The sequence below is a fragment of the Streptomyces sp. NPDC050121 genome, assembly GCF_044460385.1.
Lineage (GTDB): Bacteria > Actinomycetota > Actinomycetes > Streptomycetales > Streptomycetaceae > Streptomyces > Streptomyces soliscabiei.
Genome location: NZ_JBITJV010000056.1, coordinates 21,996 through 41,799 on the forward strand (window position 1 = coordinate 21,996; position 19,804 = coordinate 41,799).

Genomic DNA, 19,804 nt, shown 5'->3' on the forward strand with positions numbered 1-19,804 from the left:
GCTCACTGTGAGGGCGCCTGTTCATCAGTCAGCGGCGCTCATCGCTTGTTGGGCGGCCCGCTGCAGTACACCGCGGAACCAGAGGTGCCCTGGATCTTCGGTCAGCCGGTGGTGCCACCGCAGCGAGAGCGCGACGCTGACGTCCACGGGACTGGGCAGGACGCGGACGGCGACGATGGGCGTGAGCCGGTGCGCCAGCCGCTCGTGCAGGAACGCAATCCGGTTGCTGCCCGCGACGAGGAACGGCACTGAGACGAAACTGTCGGTTGTCACCTCGATCTGCGGATCGATGCCGAGTGACCGCAGCCGGCGCAGCGGCCCGGTGGCCGACCCGGGGTCCATTCGGCTGAGCGGGCTGACCCAGGGCAGGGTGGCCAGGTGTTCGAGGGTCAGCTCCGTGCCGACGACGGTGTTGCTTTTGGCGACGATGCCCACCCAGCGGTCCTCCAGCAACGGCTGGCCGGGATATCCCTGGACCAGCTCGTGCGGCAGGACCACGCCATCGGCGTGCCGGATCAGGGTGTCGGCGTCGAGATGGGCTGCGGCAGTCAACTGCTGGATGTCCAGTGTGGCTCTGGGAGCCTCCGTGGCGAGGATCCGGTTGAGCTCCTCGGACATCACGGCGACCACGTAGTCGGAGACCGCCAGGGTGAACCGCCGGGTGGTGGTGCCGGGGTCGAACTCGTCGCCGAAGAGACGCTCCAGTGCCTCGGTGGCCGTCTCCAGCCTGGACAGGAGGCTGGCCGCGAGCGGTGTGAGCTCGTACTGCCGGCCCACGCGTACCAGCAGCTGGTCCCCGAACCGTCGGCGCAGCCGCGCAAGCACGGCGCTGGTCGCCGGCTGGCTCAGACCGACGGTCTCTCCCGCGCGGGTGACGCTGCGCTCGATCAGTAGCGCGCGCAGTACCGGCAGGGTGACGAGGTCCTGGCTGCGCAGCACCTGGAGGAACGGCTCGGGGCCGTATCCCTCTCCGGGCCCGCGCGCCGATGGTTCTTTGGACACTGCATCTCTCCGTCCGCCGTCCGGCCTCGCGACTCTGCGCTGCCTCGCGCGTCATCATCTGCGAGCACACACGGCGTGCCAAGGCCGTAGCGCGATTCCCGCAGGTGGAGGGCTCAATATCCACCGCTTCAATGCGTCGTATAACCAGCTGCCTATTCCTGCCTGGAGTTCCCCCTGATCAAGATGGTCGAACTTCTTCGAACCGTCGTCCATCGCCGCACGGTCCGGGCGACGCGGTGGTGAAAGGTGATCCATGGCTTCCGTAGTGCAGGTGCTGTGTGTGCCGCACGATCCGACGTTTTCCCGAGTCGTCGCCGAGGGACCGGCGGCGCCCGAGCCGCTGCGGCGGACGATCGCCGAATACGCCGTGCTGCGCGAGCAGCTGGCGGCGGCGCAGCCCGACGTTCTGGTCGTGGTGTCCGGCGACCACTTCAACCAGTGGTTCTACGACAACATGCCGACCTTCCTCATCGGGAAGGCGGCCCGGGCGCGGGGCCCGTTCCCGCACGAGCAGCAGATGTTCGGCCTGCCCGCGTGGGACTCCGCGCTCGAAGGTGACATGGCACGCCACTTGCTGCGGCAGGGGTTCCAGCGGAGCATCGACTTCTCCTACAGCGATGACTTCCTCCTTGACCACGGGTTCACCGTGCCGCTGCAGTTCCTGCGGCCGGAGCAGGACCTGCCGGTCGTCCCGATCTTCACCAACGTCATGGCCCCGCCAGTGGCCACAGGGCGCCGCTTCTTCGACCTCGGTGCCGCCGTCGTGGAGATGATCGAGGCGCACCCCTCGAACCTCCGGGTGGCGATCATCGCCAGCGGTCACCTGACCAATGCGATCGGCGGACCGCAGATGATGGACTTCGTCACCGAGCCCGAGAACGCCTGGGACCGGCGGGTGTGGTCGCAGCTCCTGGCCGGCGACACCGAGACTCTGCTGGAGGAGAGCACGTTCGAGGCCCTCGCCGCGGTCGGCAACGGAACGCCGGGTTTCCTGGACTACCTGTTCGCGCTCGGCGCCGTCGGCGGTGAGGTGCCCGCCTACGCCGAGATGATCGCGAGCAGGTTCGGCCCTCCCGCCGGATTCCTCGCCTGGGGTGCCGGCATCGCAGTTCCGCGGGCGGAGGTGAACGTCGCGTGAGCTACGCCGCCAACCGCCTCCTGTGGGAGATCGCCGCCGACGGTGACCTGGCGGAGACGCTGAGGTCGGAGCCGGACACCGCTTTCGCCGGTCGTGACCTCACCGACGAGGAGCGTGCCGCCTTCACGGCGAACGACATCCGCGGGCTCTACCTGCTCGGCGTCCACCCCTTCCTGCTCTTCAACTACGCCCTGCGCCTTAACGGCGGCTTCACCCATCCGTTCGCCGACGCCTACATCGAGCAGCTCGAGGGCCTCGACGCCACCGACCTGGAGACCTGATCGCCATGACCGACACCACTCCGGCCAGCCGCGCCCCCGAGTACGCCGTCGACCCCGCCACCGGGCTGCGCGCGGACACGTTCGCCCTGGGCACCTTCGCCGACGGAGAACGCAGCTTCCCCGCCCTGGTGGGCGCCGACGGCACGGTCACCGACCTGTCGGACCGCTTCCGGGACCTGCACGAGGTGTTGGACGACTGGGGCCGCAACCTCCAGCTGGTCGGCAACCTGTGGGCCGACGCCTCCCGTACCACGAGGCCGCTGGCGAGCCTGCGGCCGTTGCCGCCGCTCAGCCACCCCAACCTCCTCGGCGCGGGCGCCAACTACAAGACGCACTCGGCGCAGATGCTGACCAAGAACGAGTTCAACCAGCACAACCGCAAGCCCGGAGAGACGGACGAGGAGTTCTTCCAGCGGAACTACGAGTTGATGGAGCGCCGGTCCCGGGAAGGCATGCCGTTCCTCTGGGCGGGCCTGCACTCCTCGCTGACCGGCGCCAACGACGACGTGATCCTGCCGGCCCTGGGTGACGAGCCCGACTGGGAACTGGAACTGGGCGTGGTCGTCGGCCGCACCGGACGCAACGTCACCCCCGACGAGGCGACGGACATGATCGCCGGTTACACCATCGTCAACGACCTCGGCACCATCGACATCTTCCGGCGCACCGACATCCCCTGGGGCTACGACTGGATGAGCAAGCACCAGCCGTCCTTCAAGGTCGCCGGCCCGCTCGTCGTCCCCGCTCAGTTCTTCACCCTGGACGACACCATCCGCACGACGTTGAAGGTCAGCGGGCAGGTGATGCAGGACTGGCCGACCAACGACGTCATCTTCGCCCCGAACCAGTTCGTGTCCTACGCCTCCGAGCGGGTCAACCTCCTCCCCGGCGACATCATCTTCCTGGGCTCACCCCCCGGCAACGGCAAGCACCACGGCCGCTTCCTCAAGGACGGCGACGTGATCGACAGCGAGATCACCTACCTCGGCAGACAGCGCAACCGCTGCGTCGCCGAGCCACGCGACCGCAAGCTCCACTACGGCCCCTTCCAGACCGACTGAGCGTCGACCGGCGGGCCCGGCCCGCCACCACGCGAGCTGCCTGAGGAGAGGATCACATGTCGCCCGACGCAGAGGTGCATGTCGAGCCGGACTGGTATCCGGAGGAGGACCGGGAAGGCCGCTCCCGCGGTGGCGGACTCCGCTCGCCCGAGCGATACGCGGAATACGCTCGTCTGCGCCGCGAGTGCCCGGTCGCTTTCAGCGACGCCCTCGAGGTACACGCGACCCTGACCCGGTACACGGACGTCACCGCCGTAGCTCTGGACACGGCGCGCTTCCGCAGCGATCCCTCGGTCACCCCGTTCATCGGGGTGTCGCTCGGCGACCAGATCCCCATCACGTTGAACCCGCCCGAGCACACTCCGTTCCGGCGCATGCTCAGCCACTACGTCCGGCCGAACCGCATGCCGCGCTGGAGCCGCTCATCCGGCGCTACGCCGTCGAGCACATCGAGTCGCTGCTCGCCGCTGGGGAGGCCGACGTGGTCCCTGCGCACTGCAGGCCTCTGCCGACGCAGGCCCTGGCGGCGCTGCTCCACCTGCCCGACGAGGCGGGACGCGAGCCGAGGCCGTGTTCGGCGTCTTCGCGCGACATATCGGCGCCGTCGTGGCGCAGCGCCGCACCGCACCGCTCGATCCCCGACGAGGACATGATCAGCGGTGCCCTCACCGCCGAGATCGACGGCGCCGCCCTCACCGACGGACAGGTCGCCGAGATCGGGGTCCAGATGATCGCCGCCGGGTTCTTCACCATCGCGAAGGCACTCGGGGCGGCGATCTTCCGGGTGGCCACCGTTCCCGGACTGCAGGAGACACTGCGGTCGCGGCCCGATCTGATCCCGCGTGCCGTGGAGGAGACGCTCCGGCTCGACCTGCCCCTGCACGAACTCGGCCGGCTGTCCGCCACCGACATGGAACTGCACGGCCGCGCCATTCCGCGGGCCTGCTCCGTCGGGCTGAACTTCGCCGCCGCCAACCGTGACCCCGAGGTCTTCGAGGACGCCGACGAGTTCGACCTCGACCGGAGTCCGAACCGCCACCTCGGCTTTCGGGCACGGTGTCCACAAGTGCATCGGCGCCCCGCTGGCCCGCCTGGAGATGACGGTCGTCCTGGAGGAGATCCTGGCCAGGACGACGTACATCGAGCTCGCCGGCGAGCCCCACAACGACCTGGGCCTGGTGGGCGGGAGCTTCGACCGGGTGCCCGTCCGTCTCCAGAACGCGGTCGGCCACAACCGCTGACCCGGTCCGACCTGCCTTTCCCGCGTGGCCCCGGACCGCGCCGTCCCCTTCCACGAGACATACCGACACCAGAACGCGGCCGTAATACGGTCTCCAGCATTCTCACGGAGCTGATCCCAAGTGACGAAACTCTCCACCGGCGACTTCGACGTCGCGATCATCGGCTACGGGCCGGTAGGACAGTGCGCGGCAGCACTCCTCGGCCGCGCCGGCCACCGGGTCGTAGTCCTGGAGCGGCACCCGAACCTCTATGAGGGCCCACGTGCCACGCACATCGACCAGGAGGTGCTGCGTCTACTCGACGCCGTCGGAGCACGGGAGAGCTTCGACGACTACACCCCGCTGTACTGCGTCCATGTCATCAACGGCCAGGGTCAGCCGCTGGCCGAGGCGCCCTCCCCCTTCGACGATTCCATCGCCTACGGGACTGACTACCAGTCCTGGCAGCCCAACCTCGAAGCGGCGCTCGACGGCGCAGTCGCCGACTGCCCGTCGGTCGAACTGCGCCGAGGATTCGAGGTGGTGGACCTACGAGACCTCGGCGGCAGGGTCGAGATCCAGGCCGAGCGACAGGAGATCGGCGATGACGGCCGGCGTCGCGGCACCGGGGAGATCGTCCGGCTCACCGCCACGTACGCGATCGCCGCAGACGGCGCGAACAGCCGGGTGCGCGAGATCCTGGGGATCGAGCGCCACGACTTCGGGTTCGAGGGGACCTGGGCCAACTGCGATGTCGCTTCCAACGTCGACTTCTCCCAGCACCCGGTGACCATCGGCGAGGGCACCTTCGCCCTCGGCAACCACGATCTGTGGATGGTCATGGACCCGGAACGTGACATCGCGGCCCTGCCCATGGGCAAGAGCCGGAGGCGGTTCGGCTGGGCCTTGCTCCCGGACGAGGACCGCGCCCACTTCGAGAGCGAGCAGTTGCGCTGGGAGGTCCTCGGCCGGTGGGGACTGACCGCGAACGACGTCGAGGTCCTGAGCCAGACCTTCTACGCGTTCGAAGCGCGGCTCGCCAAGAAGTTCCGTCAGGGCAACGTCTTCCTGGCAGGCGACGCGGCACACACCATGCCTCCCCATATGGGGATGGGAATGCGCACCGGCATACGCGACGCCAGGAATCTGAGTTGGAAGCTGGACCTCGTGCTGCGGGGCCTCGCACCGGACGCGTTCCTCAACAGCTACGAGGATGAGCGGCTTCCCCACAGCAGGATCTGGATCGAGACCTCGAAGGCCATCGGTGACACGACCTTCGTCGTGGACACGGACGAGGCCGCTGCGCGCGACGAGGCATATCGCTCCGGCCGCCAGGCACCGCCCGCCGGAAACCAGTTCCCGCTGGAGACCGGGCTGAAGCCGCACGACCCCGACCAGGCGGCGCTCTCCGGAAAGATGTCGCCGCAGGGGTTCGTGGAACGTGAGGGTGTCCAAGCCCACCTGGACGCGTTGCTGCCGACGCTGGGTTTCCGCATTATCAGCGTGGCGGGAGATCCCCGGGAATTCCTGGGTGCTGCCGCGTTGGCATTCCTCCACAGCGTGGATACATCCTTCGTGACCCTGACGTCTGATTCGGTCGTCGGTGAGGACGAGGTCATCGATGTTGGAGGGGTCTACTCCGACTTCATGAAGGAGAACGGGATACAGGTTCTTGTACTGCGGCCCGATCTCTACATCTTTGGGGCCGCGGCCAGAACCGACCAGGTGGGAACGCTTGTGGCCGCTCTGCGGAAACACATCGAGTCCTGAACCCAGCCGACGCGAAGCCGTGAGCGCCGGTTCCTCATCGCGACACCGGCGCACGTTCTTCGGTCCTCGGCGCACATGCCGCAGCCGCATGCGGCCTCGTTCTGGGTGTCGTTGTCTCTCTCCGGCCTCGATCTCAACCCCGCCCTGCCCCTGCGGGCTTTGTTGGAGAAGCACAACGTCACCCGTGTCGGGCAACGTCGGGCTCAGTCAGCCGGCGATGAGCGCGGCCCTGGCCCGGCTGCGCCGCCACTTCGACGACGATCTGCTCTCGCGTACCGGCAACACCGAGCACGGATTCGCGCGACATCTTCACCAACCCCGAGGTCCTCGCCGTCGACCAGGACTCGCGCGGTCTGCCGGGCGACAAGGTCGGCGAGGACACCCGGGGCCTGCAGGTGTACGGCAAGGTGCTCTCCGGCACCGGCAAGCGCGCGGTGCTGCTGTTCAACCGCACCGGCTCCGCCGCGAACATCACCGTCCGCTGGGCCGACCTGGACCTGACCTCGGCATCCGCCGGCGTACGCAACGCCTGGACCCGTACCGACGCCGGCTCGTTCACCACCGGCTACACCACCTCCGTCCCCGCCAACGACGCGGCCCTGCTCACCGTCTCCGGCACCGAGGCCACCGGCTCCACGTACGAGGACACCACCACCGCCACTACCCCCACGTTCACCGGCGTCACCGCCCCTGCGGCGGGCACGAAGCTGGTGGACATCACCTACGCCAACGGCGGTAGCGCCGCCCGCAAGGCTGCCCGACACGGCACCCGCACGCTCGTCGGCCCACCTCGTTTTCCACAGTCGGCGGTCCTGCGGGGGCTGAGGGCGGTGGCCCGAACTGCCCGATCAGATCGCCCCGCTGAAAAGGGGTTAGAAGATCTTCGCCACCACCGCCCTGCTCACCAAGGCGGCGCAGGACGCCGGCCCCCGACGCATGGCGCCGCAGCATCGCCTTCATGCTCGACGGCCTGCGCGCCGAGGCCGCCCACCCGATCCCCACCGGCCCCTTGTGGCGTTGCACGGGCTCTGTCCATTGACCGAGTTCCTGGTCCGGCGGTCGTTCATCGATTCGGCGAGGGCGCGGACCTGTCCGGTAGGTCGGTCGAGGGCGGGGCAGCGGGCGAGGACCTGCTTGAGCTGCCGGCCCCCGGGGACCTCCTCGCCGGTGCACCGACCGGTGCACCGCACCGCGCCGTCGAGCAACCTTCGTCCCCGCCGCTGACCTTATGTCACTACGTCGTCGCGGCAGGCCGACGGCGTCTCAGGCCGGGTTGCGGCCGATGAAGAACTCGCGGAACGGGTCCATGCTCGGTTCCAGGCCGGCGTCGATCAGGCCCTTGCGCAGGGCGGTCATCTGCGCGTCGTGGATGCGCTGGGTGGGCTGGCGCAGCGGGCCGCCGTTGTAGCCCTGGAGCCAGCCCTGGAACTTCCACGCCTGCCGGTTGATGAACGCCCCGCCGTGCAGCGCCGGTGCGAGCCCTCCCTTGATCTTGCGGGCGGGGTGCAGTTGCCAGTAGATGTCTGCGGCGTCGTCGTACTTGCTCTCGCGCAGCAGCTGGAAGACGCGCGGGATCATCGGGCCGTAGTACTCGTGGTCGCTGGTGGCGGAGAACTGGATCGGCATGATCTGGGACAGCGGGATCAGCTCGCCCTCGATGGGCATGGAGATGACCACCTCGTCGCCGAAGTGACGGTGGCATTCGATGACGCTCTGGATGCTGGGGAAGCCGCCCTCCGCCTTGATGGCGACGATGTTGGGGCAGTCGTCGATCAGGCGCCGGATGAGGCGTACGGGGATGTCGGAGGGGTGGATGCGGGGGCTGAAGCCCCACAGGTACATCGGGAAGAGCATGACGCCGAGGTTCGTCGCGTCGCAGACGGCCTTGGTGTAGTCGTAGATCTCCTGCTCGGACTCGGGGTAGAAGTTCGGCGGGTACGACAGCAGCACCAGCTCGGCGCCCGCCTCCTCCGCCCCCTTCACGGCCTCGAGGTTCTGCTCCAGCGTGCTCCAGCTGGCGTGATGGGTGAGCAGCAGCCGGTCGCCGGCCTCGTCCTTGATGATGCGCAGGAAGTCGAGGTACTCGGGGAGCTGGATGGCGACTTCCGAGACGCCGAGGGTGCCCATGAAGCCGTGCTCGATCGCGAGCCGGGTGTCGTGGCGGATCGCCTTTTCGTTGATGTTCTTCAGGTCGCCGGTGAAGGACGGGATGGTGCAGTTGACGACGCCGACGAGGTTCTCGCGCGCCCAGTCGCGGGCTTCGGCGCGGGTGTAACGGGCCATGGTGGAGTGCTCCTTGTTCGGTGATCAGGGTTGGGGGGTTTTCGCGCCTTCCCAGGCGAGGTACTTGAGCTCCAGGAACTCGTCGAGGCCGTAGACCGAGCCTTCGCGGCCGATGCCCGACTGCTTGATGCCACCGAAGGGGGCGGTCTCGTTGGAGATCAGGCCGGTGTTGATGCCGACCATGCCCGCCTCCAGGGCGGCGCCGACGCGCCAGATGCGCTCGGCGTCCTTGGCGAACAGGTAGGCGGCGAGGCCGAATTCGGTGTCGTTGGCCATGCGGATCGCGTCGCTCTCGTCGGTGAACCGCACCAGCGGGGTCACCGGGCCGAAGGTCTCCTCGTGGGTGACGGCCATCTCGGCGGTGACGCCGGTCAGGACGGTCGGCTCGTAGAAGAGGCCGCCGCGCGCGTGGGGCTTGCCGCCGTGCAACACGGTGGCGCCGTGGGCGACGGCATCGGCGACGTGGGACTCGACCTTTGCCACCGCGTCCTCGTCGATGAGCGGGCCCTGCTGGACGCCGGCGTCGAAGCCGTCGCCGACGGCGAGGGCGGCGACCCGCGCGGCCAGCTTCTTCGCAAACGCGTCGTAGATGCCGTCCTGTACGTAGACGCGGTTGGCGCTGATGCACGCCTGGCCGGTGTTGCGGTACTTGGTGGCGATCAGGCCTTCGACGGCCTCGTCGAGATCGGCGTCGTCGAAGACGAGGACGGGTGCGTTGCCGCCAAGCTCCATGGACGTCTTCTTCACTGTCTGCGCCGACTGGGCCAGCAGGAGTCGGCCGACCTCGGTGGAACCGGTGAAGGTGATCTTGCGAACGAGCGGGTTGCCCGTGAGCTCGGGGCCGATCTCGCGCGGGTCGCCGGTGACCACGTTGAACACGCCCGCCGGGATGCCCGCACGGTCGGCCAGTTCGGCGAGCGCGAGGGCGGTCAGCGGGGTCTGCTCGGCGGGCTTGAGGACCATGGTGCAGCCCGCGGCCAGCGCGGGACCCGCCTTGCGGGTGATCATCGCGGCGGGGAAGTTCCACGGGGTGATCGCCGCGCACACGCCGACCGGCTCCCTGAGGACGACGATCCTGCGCGAGGCTTCCGGCGCCTCCATGACGTCGCCCCGTATGCGCTTGGCCTCCTCGGCGAACCACTCCAGGAACGAGGCGGCATACGCGACCTCGCCCAGGGCTTCGGCGTAGGGCTTGCCCTCTTCCAAGACGATCAGCCGGGCGAGGTCCTCCGCATGTGCGGTGACCAGGTCGAACCAGCGCCGCAGGAGCCGGGACCGCTCCTTGGCCGGGCGTGCCCGCCATGCCGGCAGCGCGCGGTGCGCCGCGTCGATGGCCGCGGCGGTCTGCGCGGCGTCGAGGAGCGGTACCTCGGCCAGCAGGTCGCCGGTGGACGGGTTGTGCACGGGGAAGGAGTCGGTGGTGGTGATCCAGGTGCCGTCGACGTACGCGGCGGTCTTCAGCAGGGACGGATCGTCGAGTTCTCGGCGCACTGGGCTGCTCACGGGGTTGCTCACTTCGAGACCGGGGAGATGGTGACGGGCAGCTTGGTGCCCAGGGACAGTTCGGCGGCCCGCCGGGTGCACATCGCGGCGACGGCGAGGTCCTGCGCGGCCGAGCCGACGGACTTGTAGATCACGACCGCGTCCGGGTCGTGTGCCGGCCGGCCGGTCGTGCGGCCGGAGACGACGTCGGCGAGCGAGACCACCTTTGCGGCGAAGTCGACGCCCGCCTCCTTGGCGGCGATCATGTCTCCCGTGTCGTGGGCGACCTCGTCGACCATGTCGGCGACGATCACCTTGGCGCGGGCGATCACCTCGGTCGCCAGCTCGCGCTGCTCGGGCAGGGTGGACCCGATCGACACGACGGTCGCCCCGGCCGGTGCCTCCCGCAGTGTCGGCTGCTCGTCGCGGGAGCGGGCCGCGCAGATCACCAGGTCGGCGTCAGCAATGGCGGCCTCAGCGCTCTCCACGGGGGCGAGCGGCAGCCCCAGATCCGCGAGCTCCTCGGTGAACCGGGTGCGGCTGGCCGGGTTGGGGCTGAACACGGTGACGGACGACAGGGTGCGTATCGCCGCCAGAGCGCGGACGTGGTTCTGCGCCTCGAAGCCCGAGCCGATCACAGCGACGTGCAGCGGGCCGGCGGGGGCCAGCAGGTCGGCGGCGAGCGCCGAAGTGGCCGCCGTACGGAAACCCGTGATCGAGTGGCCGTCCAGGAGCGCGGTCAGCTCCACGCTCTCCTGATCGAACAGCGGGATCAGATACGAGGCGCGCCGATGCCGCAGCGAGGCGGCGATCAGCTTGGCGCCCATGGGGCCACCGTCGCCGGGCACACCGCTGAGCGTGCGCAGCCACAGGCCGTCTCCGCGAGCCATCGTGCGCGAGGGGAAGCGCGTCTCGTCGGGCGGTGCGCCGTAGGCGCTGCGGAGCGCGGCGATGGCGTCGGCCCAGTCGAAGGCGGCTCTGACGTCGGCGTCGGTGATAAAGAGGGTCATCAGGGCTCCTTGAGCCAGAGGAGGGGAGGTGGTGGCACGCTGTTGTCAGCAGGCGACGTGTGCGGACTCCAACAGCAGCGGTGCGTTGGTGCGGGTGGTGATGTCCTGCACGGTTACGCCGGGCGCGGTCTCCACCAGGGCGAGGCCGTCGTCCGTGACATCGAGGACGCCGAGGTCGGTGATGATCCGGTGGACGCACTGCCCCGTACGCCCCATAGCTCGGCGAGGCAGCCGCCGTTGCCGCAGGTGCCCGAGCCGAGGACGTCACCGGGGCGCACCCAGGTGCCGCGTGAGGCGTAGGCGACCATCTCCTCGAACGTCCAGCTCATGTTGGACAGCAGGTCCTCGCCGACCAGCTCACCGTTTACGAAGGCGGTCAGGGCGAGGCGCAGGAAGCCGTCCTCGTCCCGGTACTTCTCCAGCTCGTCGGTGGTGACCAGGTACGGGCCCAGGGTGGTGGCGGTGTCCTTGCCCTTGCAGGGGCCGAGGCCGACCTTCATCTCGGCGGACTGCAGGTCGCGGGCGGACCAGTCGTTGAAGATGGTGTAGCCGACGATGTGGTCGCGGGCCTGCTCGGGGGTGAGGTCGCGGCCCTCCTTGCCGATCACGACGGCGACTTCGAGTTCGAAGTCGAGCACGCTCGAACCCGGCGGCATGGGAATGTCTTCGTGCGGGCCGCACACTGCGTATGGGTTGGTGAAGTAGAACGTGGGGGCCACGTACCACTGCTCGGGCACCCCGGAGGCCCCGTCGACAGACCGTCGTACACCCTCGACGTGTTCCTCGAAGGTGACGAAGCCGCGCACGGTGGGCGGCTGGAGCGGCGGGAGCAGCCGCACCTCGGAGACATGGGGGCCGGCCGGAGCTTGAAGGGCCACTGTGCCTGCCTCGCACAGACCGCCGGACGCGATCAGCTCGGTGAGCGTGCACTCACCGGGGGCCGGGTGCAGCCGGCCGTCCTCGCCGACGACGGCGACACGGCGCTGGTGTTGGTGTTCGTACGCGGCGAAGCGCATGTGCGGCTCCAGGCTTCGGGACTACCGGGACTACGCGGTCTTCGGGTGGTGAGCCGGGGGCGCGGCGTGGAGCGTCAGGGCAGTTGACAGGGCCACCGCGCCCCCGGAACTCAGGATCAGACGGGCGGGGCGACGAACACGCCGCGGTCGACGTCGTTGAACGACTCCTTGGCGACGAATTCGTTCATCGGGTTGGCCGTACCCCACTGGTCGGCGATGTCGGGATCGGAGAAGTCGTAGACGTGCGGGTGCCAGGTGTCCTCGTCCAGGACCTCCAGCTCCGTCGTGTACTCGACGGTGTTGCCGTGCGGGTCGAGGAAGTAGGTGAACGTGTTGTCGCCGGCCGTGTGCCGCCCCGGGCCCCAGAGCTTCTTGAAGCCCGCGCGGATGACCCGGCCGGAGCCGCGCAGGTACTCGTCGATGCCGCGCATCTCGAAGGAGACGTGGTGCAGCGAGGTGTGCGGGCCCTGCGCGATGGCCATCGAGTGGTGCTGGTTGCTGATCCGCATGAAGTGCATGGCCTCGCCCATGCGGGGATGCCAGAGAGTGTCGGAGAGACGGAAACCGAGGTGGGTCTCGTACCACTCCCGGGTTTTGTTCAGGTCCGGCGAGTTGAGGACGACGTGCGACAGCTTGACCGGAATCGACTCCCTCTCCTCGATCTTGCGATGCTGTCGTACCTCGACGTCCGCCGAGACCTCGATGGTGCGCCCGTCGACGTCGAAGAAGCGGAAGCCGTAACCGCCGCCGGGGGTGTCCGCCTTGCCCGGCTGGGAGACCAGTTGCACTCCGCCGGCCAGCAGCCGCTCGGCGAGCGTGTCCACGTCCTGCGGTGAAGCCGCACCGTAGGAGATCAGGTCGAGCCGCTTCTCATCGGCCTTGCGCAGTCGGACGACGTAGTTCTCGGGGGAGCCCTCGGCGGCCAGGAAGGAGATACCAGAGTCCTCGGCGACCTTGGTCAGGCCCCATACGCCGCCGTAGAAGTCGAGTTGCTTGTCGTAATCGGGCACGGCGAGGTCAACGTGCCGCAGATGGGTGAGCAGGCGGTTCATCGTGGGTGTCCTCTCAGGTGAGGTTGAGCAGCGCGGCCGCGTTGCCGCCGCGCACGGCGTCGAAGTCGGCGTCAGGCAGGGGGCGGCACGCAGAGCGCCGACGGGGTCGTCGGTGCCCATGTCGAAGGGGTAGTCGGAGCCCAGGAGGACCCGGTCGGCGTCTGCGGCAGTGATGCAGGCGGGCGCAGCCCGCGCCCACGTCGGAACGGGCTGTCCAGGCGTGGTCGGATCGGCCGATGTGCGTAGGGAGACAGCCGCCCCCTTGCGCGGCTGTCAGCTTCAGCTCGGGGCGCGGTCCAATACCCCCGAGAAGATGAGGTGCGAGAGGGCGACAGCGTTCTCGGTCAGCTGGCCGACAGCGTTGGACAGGTACCACTGGTCGAGACGTTCGTCGAGGGTGCAGCCGAAGGAGTGCAGGAAGACGAGCGCGCCCGTCTTCTCCGCTCGTGACCAGAAAGACTCGTAGACCGTGTCCGACAGTTCGCGTCCCGTTGCGTGGCTGGAGATCTCCTCGTTCCGTTTTCTCGTCCGCCCAGTAGTGGTAGTGCGATGGCGAGGGACTGACCAGCTGCACGTCCACGCCCTGCACGTCCACGCCCTGCACGTCCACGCCCTGCGCGTCCATGGCGGCCAGTCGGGCGGACACGTCGGTCGGCCGCGACCTGGGCTCGCGCAGCATCGTCCCGTTGACGGCCAGGGCGACCGGTCCCTGGCGGCGGGCCTCGACCTCCTGGGCCGCCGCGGGTCTGGGCCGGCCGGCTACCGCGGCCTCGACCTCGGGCAGCAGGACGTGCGCGTGCACATCTACGGTGAGTCGCATCAGGGGAGCGCCTTGAGGAAGGTCATGGACCGGCCGATCAGCCCCGACATGTCGCCGTGCACTGCGTCCATCTGCCACTGGCCGAGCTGCACGGAAGCGTCGACGACGGTCCGCACCCGGGGAATGCGGCGCTCGTAGTAGGAATGGAACAGCTCGTCGTCCCAGTCCCGTCCGCTCGTGAGCAACTCGGCGAGGACGAGGGCATCCTCGAGCGACATGGCCGCCCCCTGCGCGAGGCTGGGCGGGCAGCAGTGGACGGCATCGCCGATCAGGACGATCCGGCCGCGGTGCCACGAGCCCTCGACCAGCAACCGGTGGTACCAGGTGTAGTTGATCTTCTCCGGGTCGGTGATGTGCTTGGCGATCTCGGGCCAGACACCGCCGTAATGGTCGGCGAGGCGGCGCATCTCGTCCGCGTACGACTCCGGCGGGACCGCGTCACGGCTGCGGCATGCCTCGACGACGTAGGCGTAGAGAGTGGTCTCGCTGGTCGGGCAGTACCCTGCGGTGTACGCGGGGCCGCCGAACGTCAGGTCGGTGCGGGTGACGTCGGCAGGGCGCGGTGCGGGGGTGCGCCAGATCGCCTGGCCTGTGGGTTTGGGTTCGGCCGTGATGCCGATGGCCGTGCGAGTGGCCGAGTTGAGGCCGTCGGCGCCGATTACCAGGTCGTAGCGGCCGTTCGTGCCGTCGCTGAACCGCACCGAGACTCCGTCGGCGTCCTGCTCCAGGCTCTCGGCGGTGGTGCCCAGGCGAACGGCGGCACCGGAGGCGCGGACCGCGTCGATGAGGATCTGCTGGAGCTCGGGGCGCTGCATGCCAACAGTGGCGGGCAGGTCCTCCCCACCGGTCTTGATGTCCTCGAAGACGTGCAGGAGGGTGCCGCCCAGGTCGGTGATGCCCAGCGAGCCGAAGGGGAAGCAGGAGGCTTCCACCTGCTCCCAGACACCCAGTTCACGCAGGACACGCAGGGCGTTGCCCTGGACGGTGATGCCGGAGCCGGTGGTGGCGTTCCAGTCGGGCTTGGCCTCGATGAGGTCGACGGTGAGGCCGGCGCGCCTGAGCAGGATCGTCACCGCGTTGCCGGCGGAACCGCCGCCGATGACGAGGACTCTACGGGCTGTGGTCATGGGAACTCCCTTGTCCCGTGGGTTACTTGACGGCGATGGGGTTGACGGGTGAGCCGACGGCTCCGGTGATGGGCAGGGGTGCCGCGGTGAGCCAGAACTCGTAGACGCCGTCGTCCGCGCAGTCCGCGGCGAGCGTGTCGAGGTCCCACATCTCGCCGATCAGCAGACCCATGTTGGGGATGGCGACCTGGTGCAGCGGCTGGAAGGCGCCCTCGAACTCATTGGGCCGCACCTCGAAGCCCCAAGTGTCGGTGGCAATGGCGGCGATCTCCGTGCCGTGCAGCCAGCCGGCGCTGGTGAAGGAGAGGCCGGGCGCCGGCCCTCCCGCGTAGTCGCCCCAGCCGTCGCGCCGGGCGCGGGCGAGGTGACCGGTGCGGACGAGGACGATGTCACCGCGTCCGACGGTCACCCCGTGCGCCGTGGCGGTCGCGGTCAGATGCTCCTCGGCGATCGCGAACCCGTCGGGCAACTCTCCCCCACTCTCGGCTGCGCTCGAGCGGGAGGTGCCCCCACGGTCACCGATCACCCGTCCGGCGTCCAGGAGAACGCCGCGCCCGGCGACGTACGGCGCCATGTGCTCGATCCCGGTGACCAGGTCGCCGTCGGAGGTGACGACCTTCTCGGCCGCCCGCCCGTTCCACGCCTTGCCGTGGTCGAAGATGTGCCCGAGCCCGTCCCACTGGGTCGAGCACTGCAGCGGCATCGCGATCACGTCGTCGGCGCCGCCGATGCCGTGCGGGAAGCCCTGGTTGCCGAGTGCGGCGTCGGTGCCGGTGTCGAGCATGGTGTGCACCGGGTTGGTCCGACGCCGCCAGCCCTTCTGCGGGCCGTTCATGTCGAAGGACTGCGACAGCGAGAAGCTCACGCCCCGCCGCACCAGAGCGGCTCCCTCGCGCCGCTTGGCCTCGTCGAGGAAGTTCAGGGTGCCGAGGACGTCGTCCTCGCCCCAACGCCCCCAGTTCGAGTACTTCTTGGCGGCCTCTGCGATCGCGCCCTCGGGATCATGCCGGTTCACGCGCTCTCCTCGACACATCGGGTGCGCTGCAGGCCGAGCGGGAAGATCTGCCGGGGCTCGACCGGGGCGTGCACGCGCAGGCCCTCCCGCGGCTGCCAAGCAGCCCTCTCGCCCGCCTCGAGGGCGCGCAGACGGGGCATTTCCTCGTCCCAGCTCTCCAGGAGCGTGCGGATCGTAACCACCTGTTCACCGAAGGCGGTGCGCAGGTCGAGAGCGCGGCCGTCCGGCATTACCAGGGCGGGAAACGGGACCCCGTCGGGGGCGGAGAGGCTGCCGAGAGCGAAGGGACCGGCGAAAGGGACCGACGTGGCTGCGGGTTTCACGGACGTGTCCTCCTGATTGCGATGGGACTAATGTGGCCGCACCTCACCTGATCTGAGAAATTGATTGTGTGGATCCGATCATCCGTCCTACTGATGGGGGCGGGATCGTCGTCGTCTTTGCTGGAGCGCGCCGTGAACCTGGCAAGTCTTGATCTCAACCTGGTCGTCGCCCTGCGCGCCCTGTTGGAGGAGCGCAATGTGACGCGGGCCGGTCGGCGCATCGGCCTGAGTCAGCCCGCGATGAGCGCCGCCCTGGCCAAGCTGCGTCGGCACTTCGGCGACGAGCTGCTCGCCCGCGTCGGCGGTCACTACGAGCTGACGGCCCTGGGCGAGGTCCTCCTCGATCGCACCATGGCGGCCTGCGGCCTGTTGGAACGCCTCTTCACCAGTCAGGCCGACTTCGATCCGGCCGCAGAGTCAAGGGAATTCACCCTCGCCGCCACCGACTACGCGGTGACCGTCTTCGGGGCCGACCTTGCCCGCGCCTTCGACCGTGAGGCCCCTGGCATCCGCGTGCGCTTCGTGCAGATCCCGAACGGCATCAGCGAGGAGCCGGGCGCGCTGCTGAGCACCGTCGACGGCATGATCATGCCGCATGGCATCATCAGCGGCTTCCCCGCCACCGAGCTGTTCCAGGACGGTTGGGTCTTCCTCGTCGCCGAGGACAACCGCGAGGTGGGTGATCACCTCACCCGTGACGACGTGGCCCGGCTGCCGTGGGTGACGTACCTGCGCGCCTACGACTCACCGGCGGTCCGCCAGCTCGGCATGCTCGGCATCGAACCACGGGTGGACGTCTCCGTCGACAGCTTCACGACGCTTCCCTTCCTGGTGGCCGGCACGCGCCGCATCGCCCTCATCCCCGCACTCCTCGCCGAACGCCTCCGTGGAACCGCACCGGTACGGATCATGAAACCGCCCTACGAGTCCGTACCGCTGCAGGAGGCGCTGTGGTGGCATCCCCTGCACACCCGCGACGCCGCGCACATCTGGCTGCGGGAGACCGCGGCGCGCGTGGCGGCGGCCCAAAACCAGCAGACCATCCGCTGAGCGGATGAGGGGATCCGGCAGTTCGATGGCGCGAAGGCTAGGCGACGGGAGTGGGCTGGCTCATAGTCGGGGCAGTTCCTGACGTGCGCTGTTCCTGGGCGCCATCCCTCGGGTGCATCGGCGCCCCACGGCGCGGCACAGCCACGCCCACGCCACGGCGCCCCGCCCTGCCACCACACGTGGAGTCCGGCATGTCCAGATCCGTTTCCCTGCCCGCGCCAACCGACAAGACCCACCCGAGCGCCGCGAACGCGGGCCCACTGCGCGCCACGCTGCTGATGGCCGGCAGCTGTCTGCCAGTGCTGGGCGCCGTCCTGATCGCGCCGGTCCTGCCGAAGATGCAGGAACACTTCGATGCCGTACCCGGCGCCAAGACCCTCGTCCCCGTCGTCCTGACCATCCCGGCGCTCGCGCTCGCACTGCTGGCCCCCTTCGCGGGCGTCATCGTGGACCGCCTCGGCCGCGTCCGTCTGCTCGTCTGGGCGACGGCGGTGTATGCGCTGCTCGGTACCGCCCCGCTGTGGCTGGACTCGCTCGACGCCATCCTGGTCAGCCGGGTGCTGGTCGGCATCACCGAGGCAGCCATCATGACCTGCTGCACCACGCTGATCGGCGACTACTACACAGGGTCCGTGCGCGACCGCTACCTCGCCCTGCAGACCATGTGCGCCTCCGTCTCCGCCACCGCGTTCTTCGTCATCGGCGGCGCCGCCGGCTCAGCGGGCTGGCGCGCGCCCTTCTGGGTGTACGCCATAGGTCTGCTGCTGGCCCCCGCCATGGCCGCCACCCTGTCCAAGCCCCGGCCCGAGAGCGCGGGGGTGCCCCAAGAGCCAGCGGCCGAGAAGAAGCCATTCCCCGTGCGACGGCTGGCGGGCATCTGCACACTCACGGTGTTCGGCGCGATGGTCTTCTACACCGTGCCCGTCGAGATGTCCTACCTGCTCGACGACCTGGGCGTGAAGTCCACCGGCGTCATCGGCCTGGCCACCGCCCTCGCCAGCGCCGCCACCGTGGCGGGGTCCATCGCCTTCACCAAACTAGCGGGCAACCCTGCCGGCAGGCTGCCCCTGGTCTTCGCCCTGTGCGCGGCCGGATTCGTGGTGATCGCCCTGGCGAGCAGCCCGCTGGTGGTGATCGCCGGTGCCGTACTCAACTGCCTGGGCACCGGAATCCTGCTGCCCTCACTGCTCACCATCGCGATGTCCCGGCTTGACTACGCCGACCGAGGCCGCGGCACCGGACTGTGGACGGCCGCGTTCTTCGCGGGCGAGTTCGTCTGCCCGCTCGTCCTGATCGCCCTGGAGTCGGCCACCGGCAGCCTGGCCCACGCCGTCGGCCTCCTCGGCCTCGCCTCGGCTCTGACGGCCGGCGGGTTGCTGCTCGGCCGCCGTCGGCTTGCGACACGGCTCAGTGAAGGCGAAGCCGTATAGCGCGCCCCAGGTTTCCTGTGATCCGTCCCGGGTCGACCCAGCGTTCGAGGCGTCGTTGCGGGTGGAACCGCCCGCCCAGGGCTTCTTCCGGCTTACCACCGAGCGGGTGGCCATCGGGGACGTCATTATTCCGGTCGAGAGCGAGGAGGGTGACATAACCCGGACCACCTGCTCGCCTACAACCAGCTATACCTCGCCCTGCCGGACGAGGTGGTATAGCGTGCGACCGGCTCCCAGGCAGCCCTTTCCTGGCTGTTCGCCCTGTCCTCCCTGCTGGTCGTCTGTGCCCACCTGCCCATCACACGCTGGGCAGGTGACCGGCTCGGCCTGCGCCGCTCAATGATCGGCGGGCTGCTGCTCATCGCGGCCGGTTTCGGGGTCGTGCCCGTCGGCCCGCCGACTGGACGGGGTGGCCGGGTTGTTGCCCGCCGCCGGGTACGTCGTCCTGCTCACCCTCGGCCAGATGCTGGTCGTCCCCGCCGACCGCGCCTGGGCGCCCGACCTCGCCGAGGACGGCCGCATCGGCCTCTACACCGGCGCGCTGTCCTCCGTCTCCGGCCTGATCGTCCTTATCGGCAGCTCGGCGACGGGCTCCCTGCTCGATCTGGGCCTCCCGGCCGCCGTGCCCTGGCTGGTCCTGGCCGCAGTGCCGGCCGTAGCGGTGGCGATCCTGCCGAGCTGCTCGGAACGGTAGGCGGATACGGGAGGGGCTCGCTGACGTCAT

General features: G+C 69.2%; 18 protein-coding genes and 4 pseudogenes. 11 read left to right on the plus strand and 11 right to left on the minus strand.

The features are described 5' to 3' along the window. Positions 1-24 precede the first annotated feature (24 nt). Positions 25-1,002, minus strand: a complete 978-nt coding sequence (locus ACIBTS_RS44625) for a LysR family transcriptional regulator (protein WP_399327035.1) — start codon at positions 1,000-1,002, stop codon at positions 25-27. Positions 1,003-1,255: 253 nt separating this feature from the next. On the opposite strand from ACIBTS_RS44625, the gene ACIBTS_RS44630 reads away from it, so the two are divergent. The 3 genes from ACIBTS_RS44630 to ACIBTS_RS44640 are packed head-to-tail and all read left to right on the plus strand — an operon-like array spanning position 1,256 to position 3,482. Next, positions 1,256-2,140: a 2,3-dihydroxybiphenyl 1,2-dioxygenase gene (locus ACIBTS_RS44630; protein ID WP_189787521.1), complete on the plus strand. Its 885-nt coding sequence runs from the start codon at positions 1,256-1,258 to the stop codon at positions 2,138-2,140. Then, complete coding sequence (locus ACIBTS_RS44635) at positions 2,137-2,421, plus strand: hypothetical protein (RefSeq protein WP_189787522.1); 285 nt, start codon at positions 2,137-2,139, stop codon at positions 2,419-2,421. The genes ACIBTS_RS44630 and ACIBTS_RS44635 overlap by 4 nt, the downstream gene beginning before the upstream one ends. A 5-nt stretch (positions 2,422-2,426) precedes the next feature. Beyond that, positions 2,427-3,482, plus strand: coding sequence for a fumarylacetoacetate hydrolase family protein (locus ACIBTS_RS44640; protein ID WP_399327037.1), 1,056 nt, complete (start codon positions 2,427-2,429; stop codon positions 3,480-3,482). A 432-nt stretch (positions 3,483-3,914) separates the two neighbouring features. Here ACIBTS_RS44640 and ACIBTS_RS44645 read toward each other — a convergent pair whose 3' ends face one another. After that, complete coding sequence (locus tag ACIBTS_RS44645) at positions 3,915-4,274, minus strand: hypothetical protein (RefSeq protein WP_399327039.1); 360 nt, start codon at positions 4,272-4,274, stop codon at positions 3,915-3,917. Between ACIBTS_RS44645 and ACIBTS_RS44650 the strand changes: the two are divergent. The 5 genes and pseudogenes from ACIBTS_RS44650 to ACIBTS_RS44670 form a co-directional block, all read left to right on the plus strand. Then, positions 4,210-4,446: pseudogene (locus tag ACIBTS_RS44650) on the plus strand (hypothetical protein); the annotation flags it as partial. The gene ACIBTS_RS44645 and the pseudogene ACIBTS_RS44650 overlap by 65 nt on opposite strands. A gap of 13 nt (positions 4,447-4,459) precedes the next feature. Next, positions 4,460-4,723, plus strand: coding sequence for a cytochrome P450 (locus ACIBTS_RS44655; RefSeq protein ID WP_189787524.1), 264 nt, complete (start codon positions 4,460-4,462; stop codon positions 4,721-4,723). A 120-nt stretch (positions 4,724-4,843) separates the two neighbouring features. Continuing rightward, positions 4,844-6,472, plus strand: coding sequence for a bifunctional 3-(3-hydroxy-phenyl)propionate/3-hydroxycinnamic acid hydroxylase (locus tag ACIBTS_RS44660; RefSeq protein ID WP_189787525.1), 1,629 nt, complete (start codon positions 4,844-4,846; stop codon positions 6,470-6,472). Positions 6,473-6,583: 111 nt separating this feature from the next. Further along, a pseudogene (locus ACIBTS_RS44665) lies at positions 6,584-6,752 on the plus strand (LysR family transcriptional regulator); the annotation flags it as partial. A 115-nt stretch (positions 6,753-6,867) separates the two neighbouring features. After that, a complete protein-coding gene (locus ACIBTS_RS44670; RefSeq protein ID WP_399327041.1) occupies positions 6,868-7,758 on the plus strand; it encodes a hypothetical protein in 891 nt (296 codons plus the stop codon). Here the strand turns inward: ACIBTS_RS44670 and ACIBTS_RS44675 are convergent. The 9 genes and pseudogenes from ACIBTS_RS44675 to ACIBTS_RS44715 form a co-directional block, all read right to left on the minus strand. After that, on the minus strand, positions 7,736-8,755 hold the full coding sequence (locus tag ACIBTS_RS44675) for a dihydrodipicolinate synthase family protein (protein ID WP_399327043.1): 1,020 nt from the start codon (positions 8,753-8,755) through the stop codon (positions 7,736-7,738). The genes ACIBTS_RS44670 and ACIBTS_RS44675 overlap by 23 nt on opposite strands. A 24-nt stretch (positions 8,756-8,779) precedes the next feature. After that, entirely contained in the window at positions 8,780-10,258 is a 1,479-nt protein-coding gene (locus tag ACIBTS_RS44680) for an NAD-dependent succinate-semialdehyde dehydrogenase (RefSeq protein WP_399327045.1), read from the minus strand. A gap of 8 nt (positions 10,259-10,266) precedes the next feature. Further along, positions 10,267-11,247: an ornithine cyclodeaminase family protein gene (locus tag ACIBTS_RS44685; RefSeq protein WP_399327047.1), complete on the minus strand. Its 981-nt coding sequence runs from the start codon at positions 11,245-11,247 to the stop codon at positions 10,267-10,269. A gap of 113 nt (positions 11,248-11,360) precedes the next feature. Beyond that, positions 11,361-12,263 (minus strand): fumarylacetoacetate hydrolase family protein, encoded by a 903-nt coding sequence (locus ACIBTS_RS44690; protein WP_399327048.1) that lies wholly within the window; start codon positions 12,261-12,263, stop codon positions 11,361-11,363. A 116-nt stretch (positions 12,264-12,379) separates the two neighbouring features. Continuing rightward, positions 12,380-13,315 carry a VOC family protein gene (locus ACIBTS_RS44695; RefSeq protein WP_399327050.1) on the minus strand — a complete coding sequence of 312 codons (936 nt, stop codon included), beginning with the start codon at positions 13,313-13,315 and terminating at the stop codon, positions 12,380-12,382. 13 nt (positions 13,316-13,328) lie between these two features. Further along, positions 13,329-14,135, minus strand: a pseudogene (locus ACIBTS_RS44700) (amidohydrolase family protein). Next, positions 14,135-15,262 (minus strand): FAD-dependent oxidoreductase, encoded by a 1,128-nt coding sequence (locus ACIBTS_RS44705; RefSeq protein WP_399327052.1) that lies wholly within the window; start codon positions 15,260-15,262, stop codon positions 14,135-14,137. Before ACIBTS_RS44705 ends, ACIBTS_RS44700 begins: the two are co-directional and overlap by 1 nt. 22 nt (positions 15,263-15,284) lie before the next feature. Continuing rightward, positions 15,285-16,277, minus strand: coding sequence for a cyclase family protein (locus ACIBTS_RS44710; RefSeq protein WP_399327054.1), 993 nt, complete (start codon positions 16,275-16,277; stop codon positions 15,285-15,287). Continuing rightward, the gene (locus ACIBTS_RS44715; RefSeq protein ID WP_399327056.1) at positions 16,274-16,600 is read right to left on the minus strand and encodes a hypothetical protein; all 327 of its coding nucleotides are present in this window, start codon (positions 16,598-16,600) and stop codon (positions 16,274-16,276) included. Before ACIBTS_RS44715 ends, ACIBTS_RS44710 begins: the two co-directional genes overlap by 4 nt. Positions 16,601-16,732: 132 nt before the next feature. Here ACIBTS_RS44715 and ACIBTS_RS44720 point away from each other — a divergent pair, with 132 nt between their 5' ends. From ACIBTS_RS44720 to ACIBTS_RS44730, 3 genes and pseudogenes are all read left to right on the plus strand, one after another. Next, entirely contained in the window at positions 16,733-17,650 is a 918-nt protein-coding gene (locus ACIBTS_RS44720) for a LysR family transcriptional regulator (RefSeq protein ID WP_399327058.1), read from the plus strand. A 191-nt stretch (positions 17,651-17,841) separates the two neighbouring features. Next, positions 17,842-19,080 carry an MFS transporter gene (locus tag ACIBTS_RS44725; protein ID WP_399327060.1) on the plus strand — a complete coding sequence of 413 codons (1,239 nt, stop codon included), beginning with the start codon at positions 17,842-17,844 and terminating at the stop codon, positions 19,078-19,080. A 165-nt stretch (positions 19,081-19,245) separates the two neighbouring features. Beyond that, positions 19,246-19,774, plus strand: a pseudogene (locus tag ACIBTS_RS44730) (MFS transporter); the annotation flags it as partial. Positions 19,775-19,804: the final 30 nt, after the last annotated feature.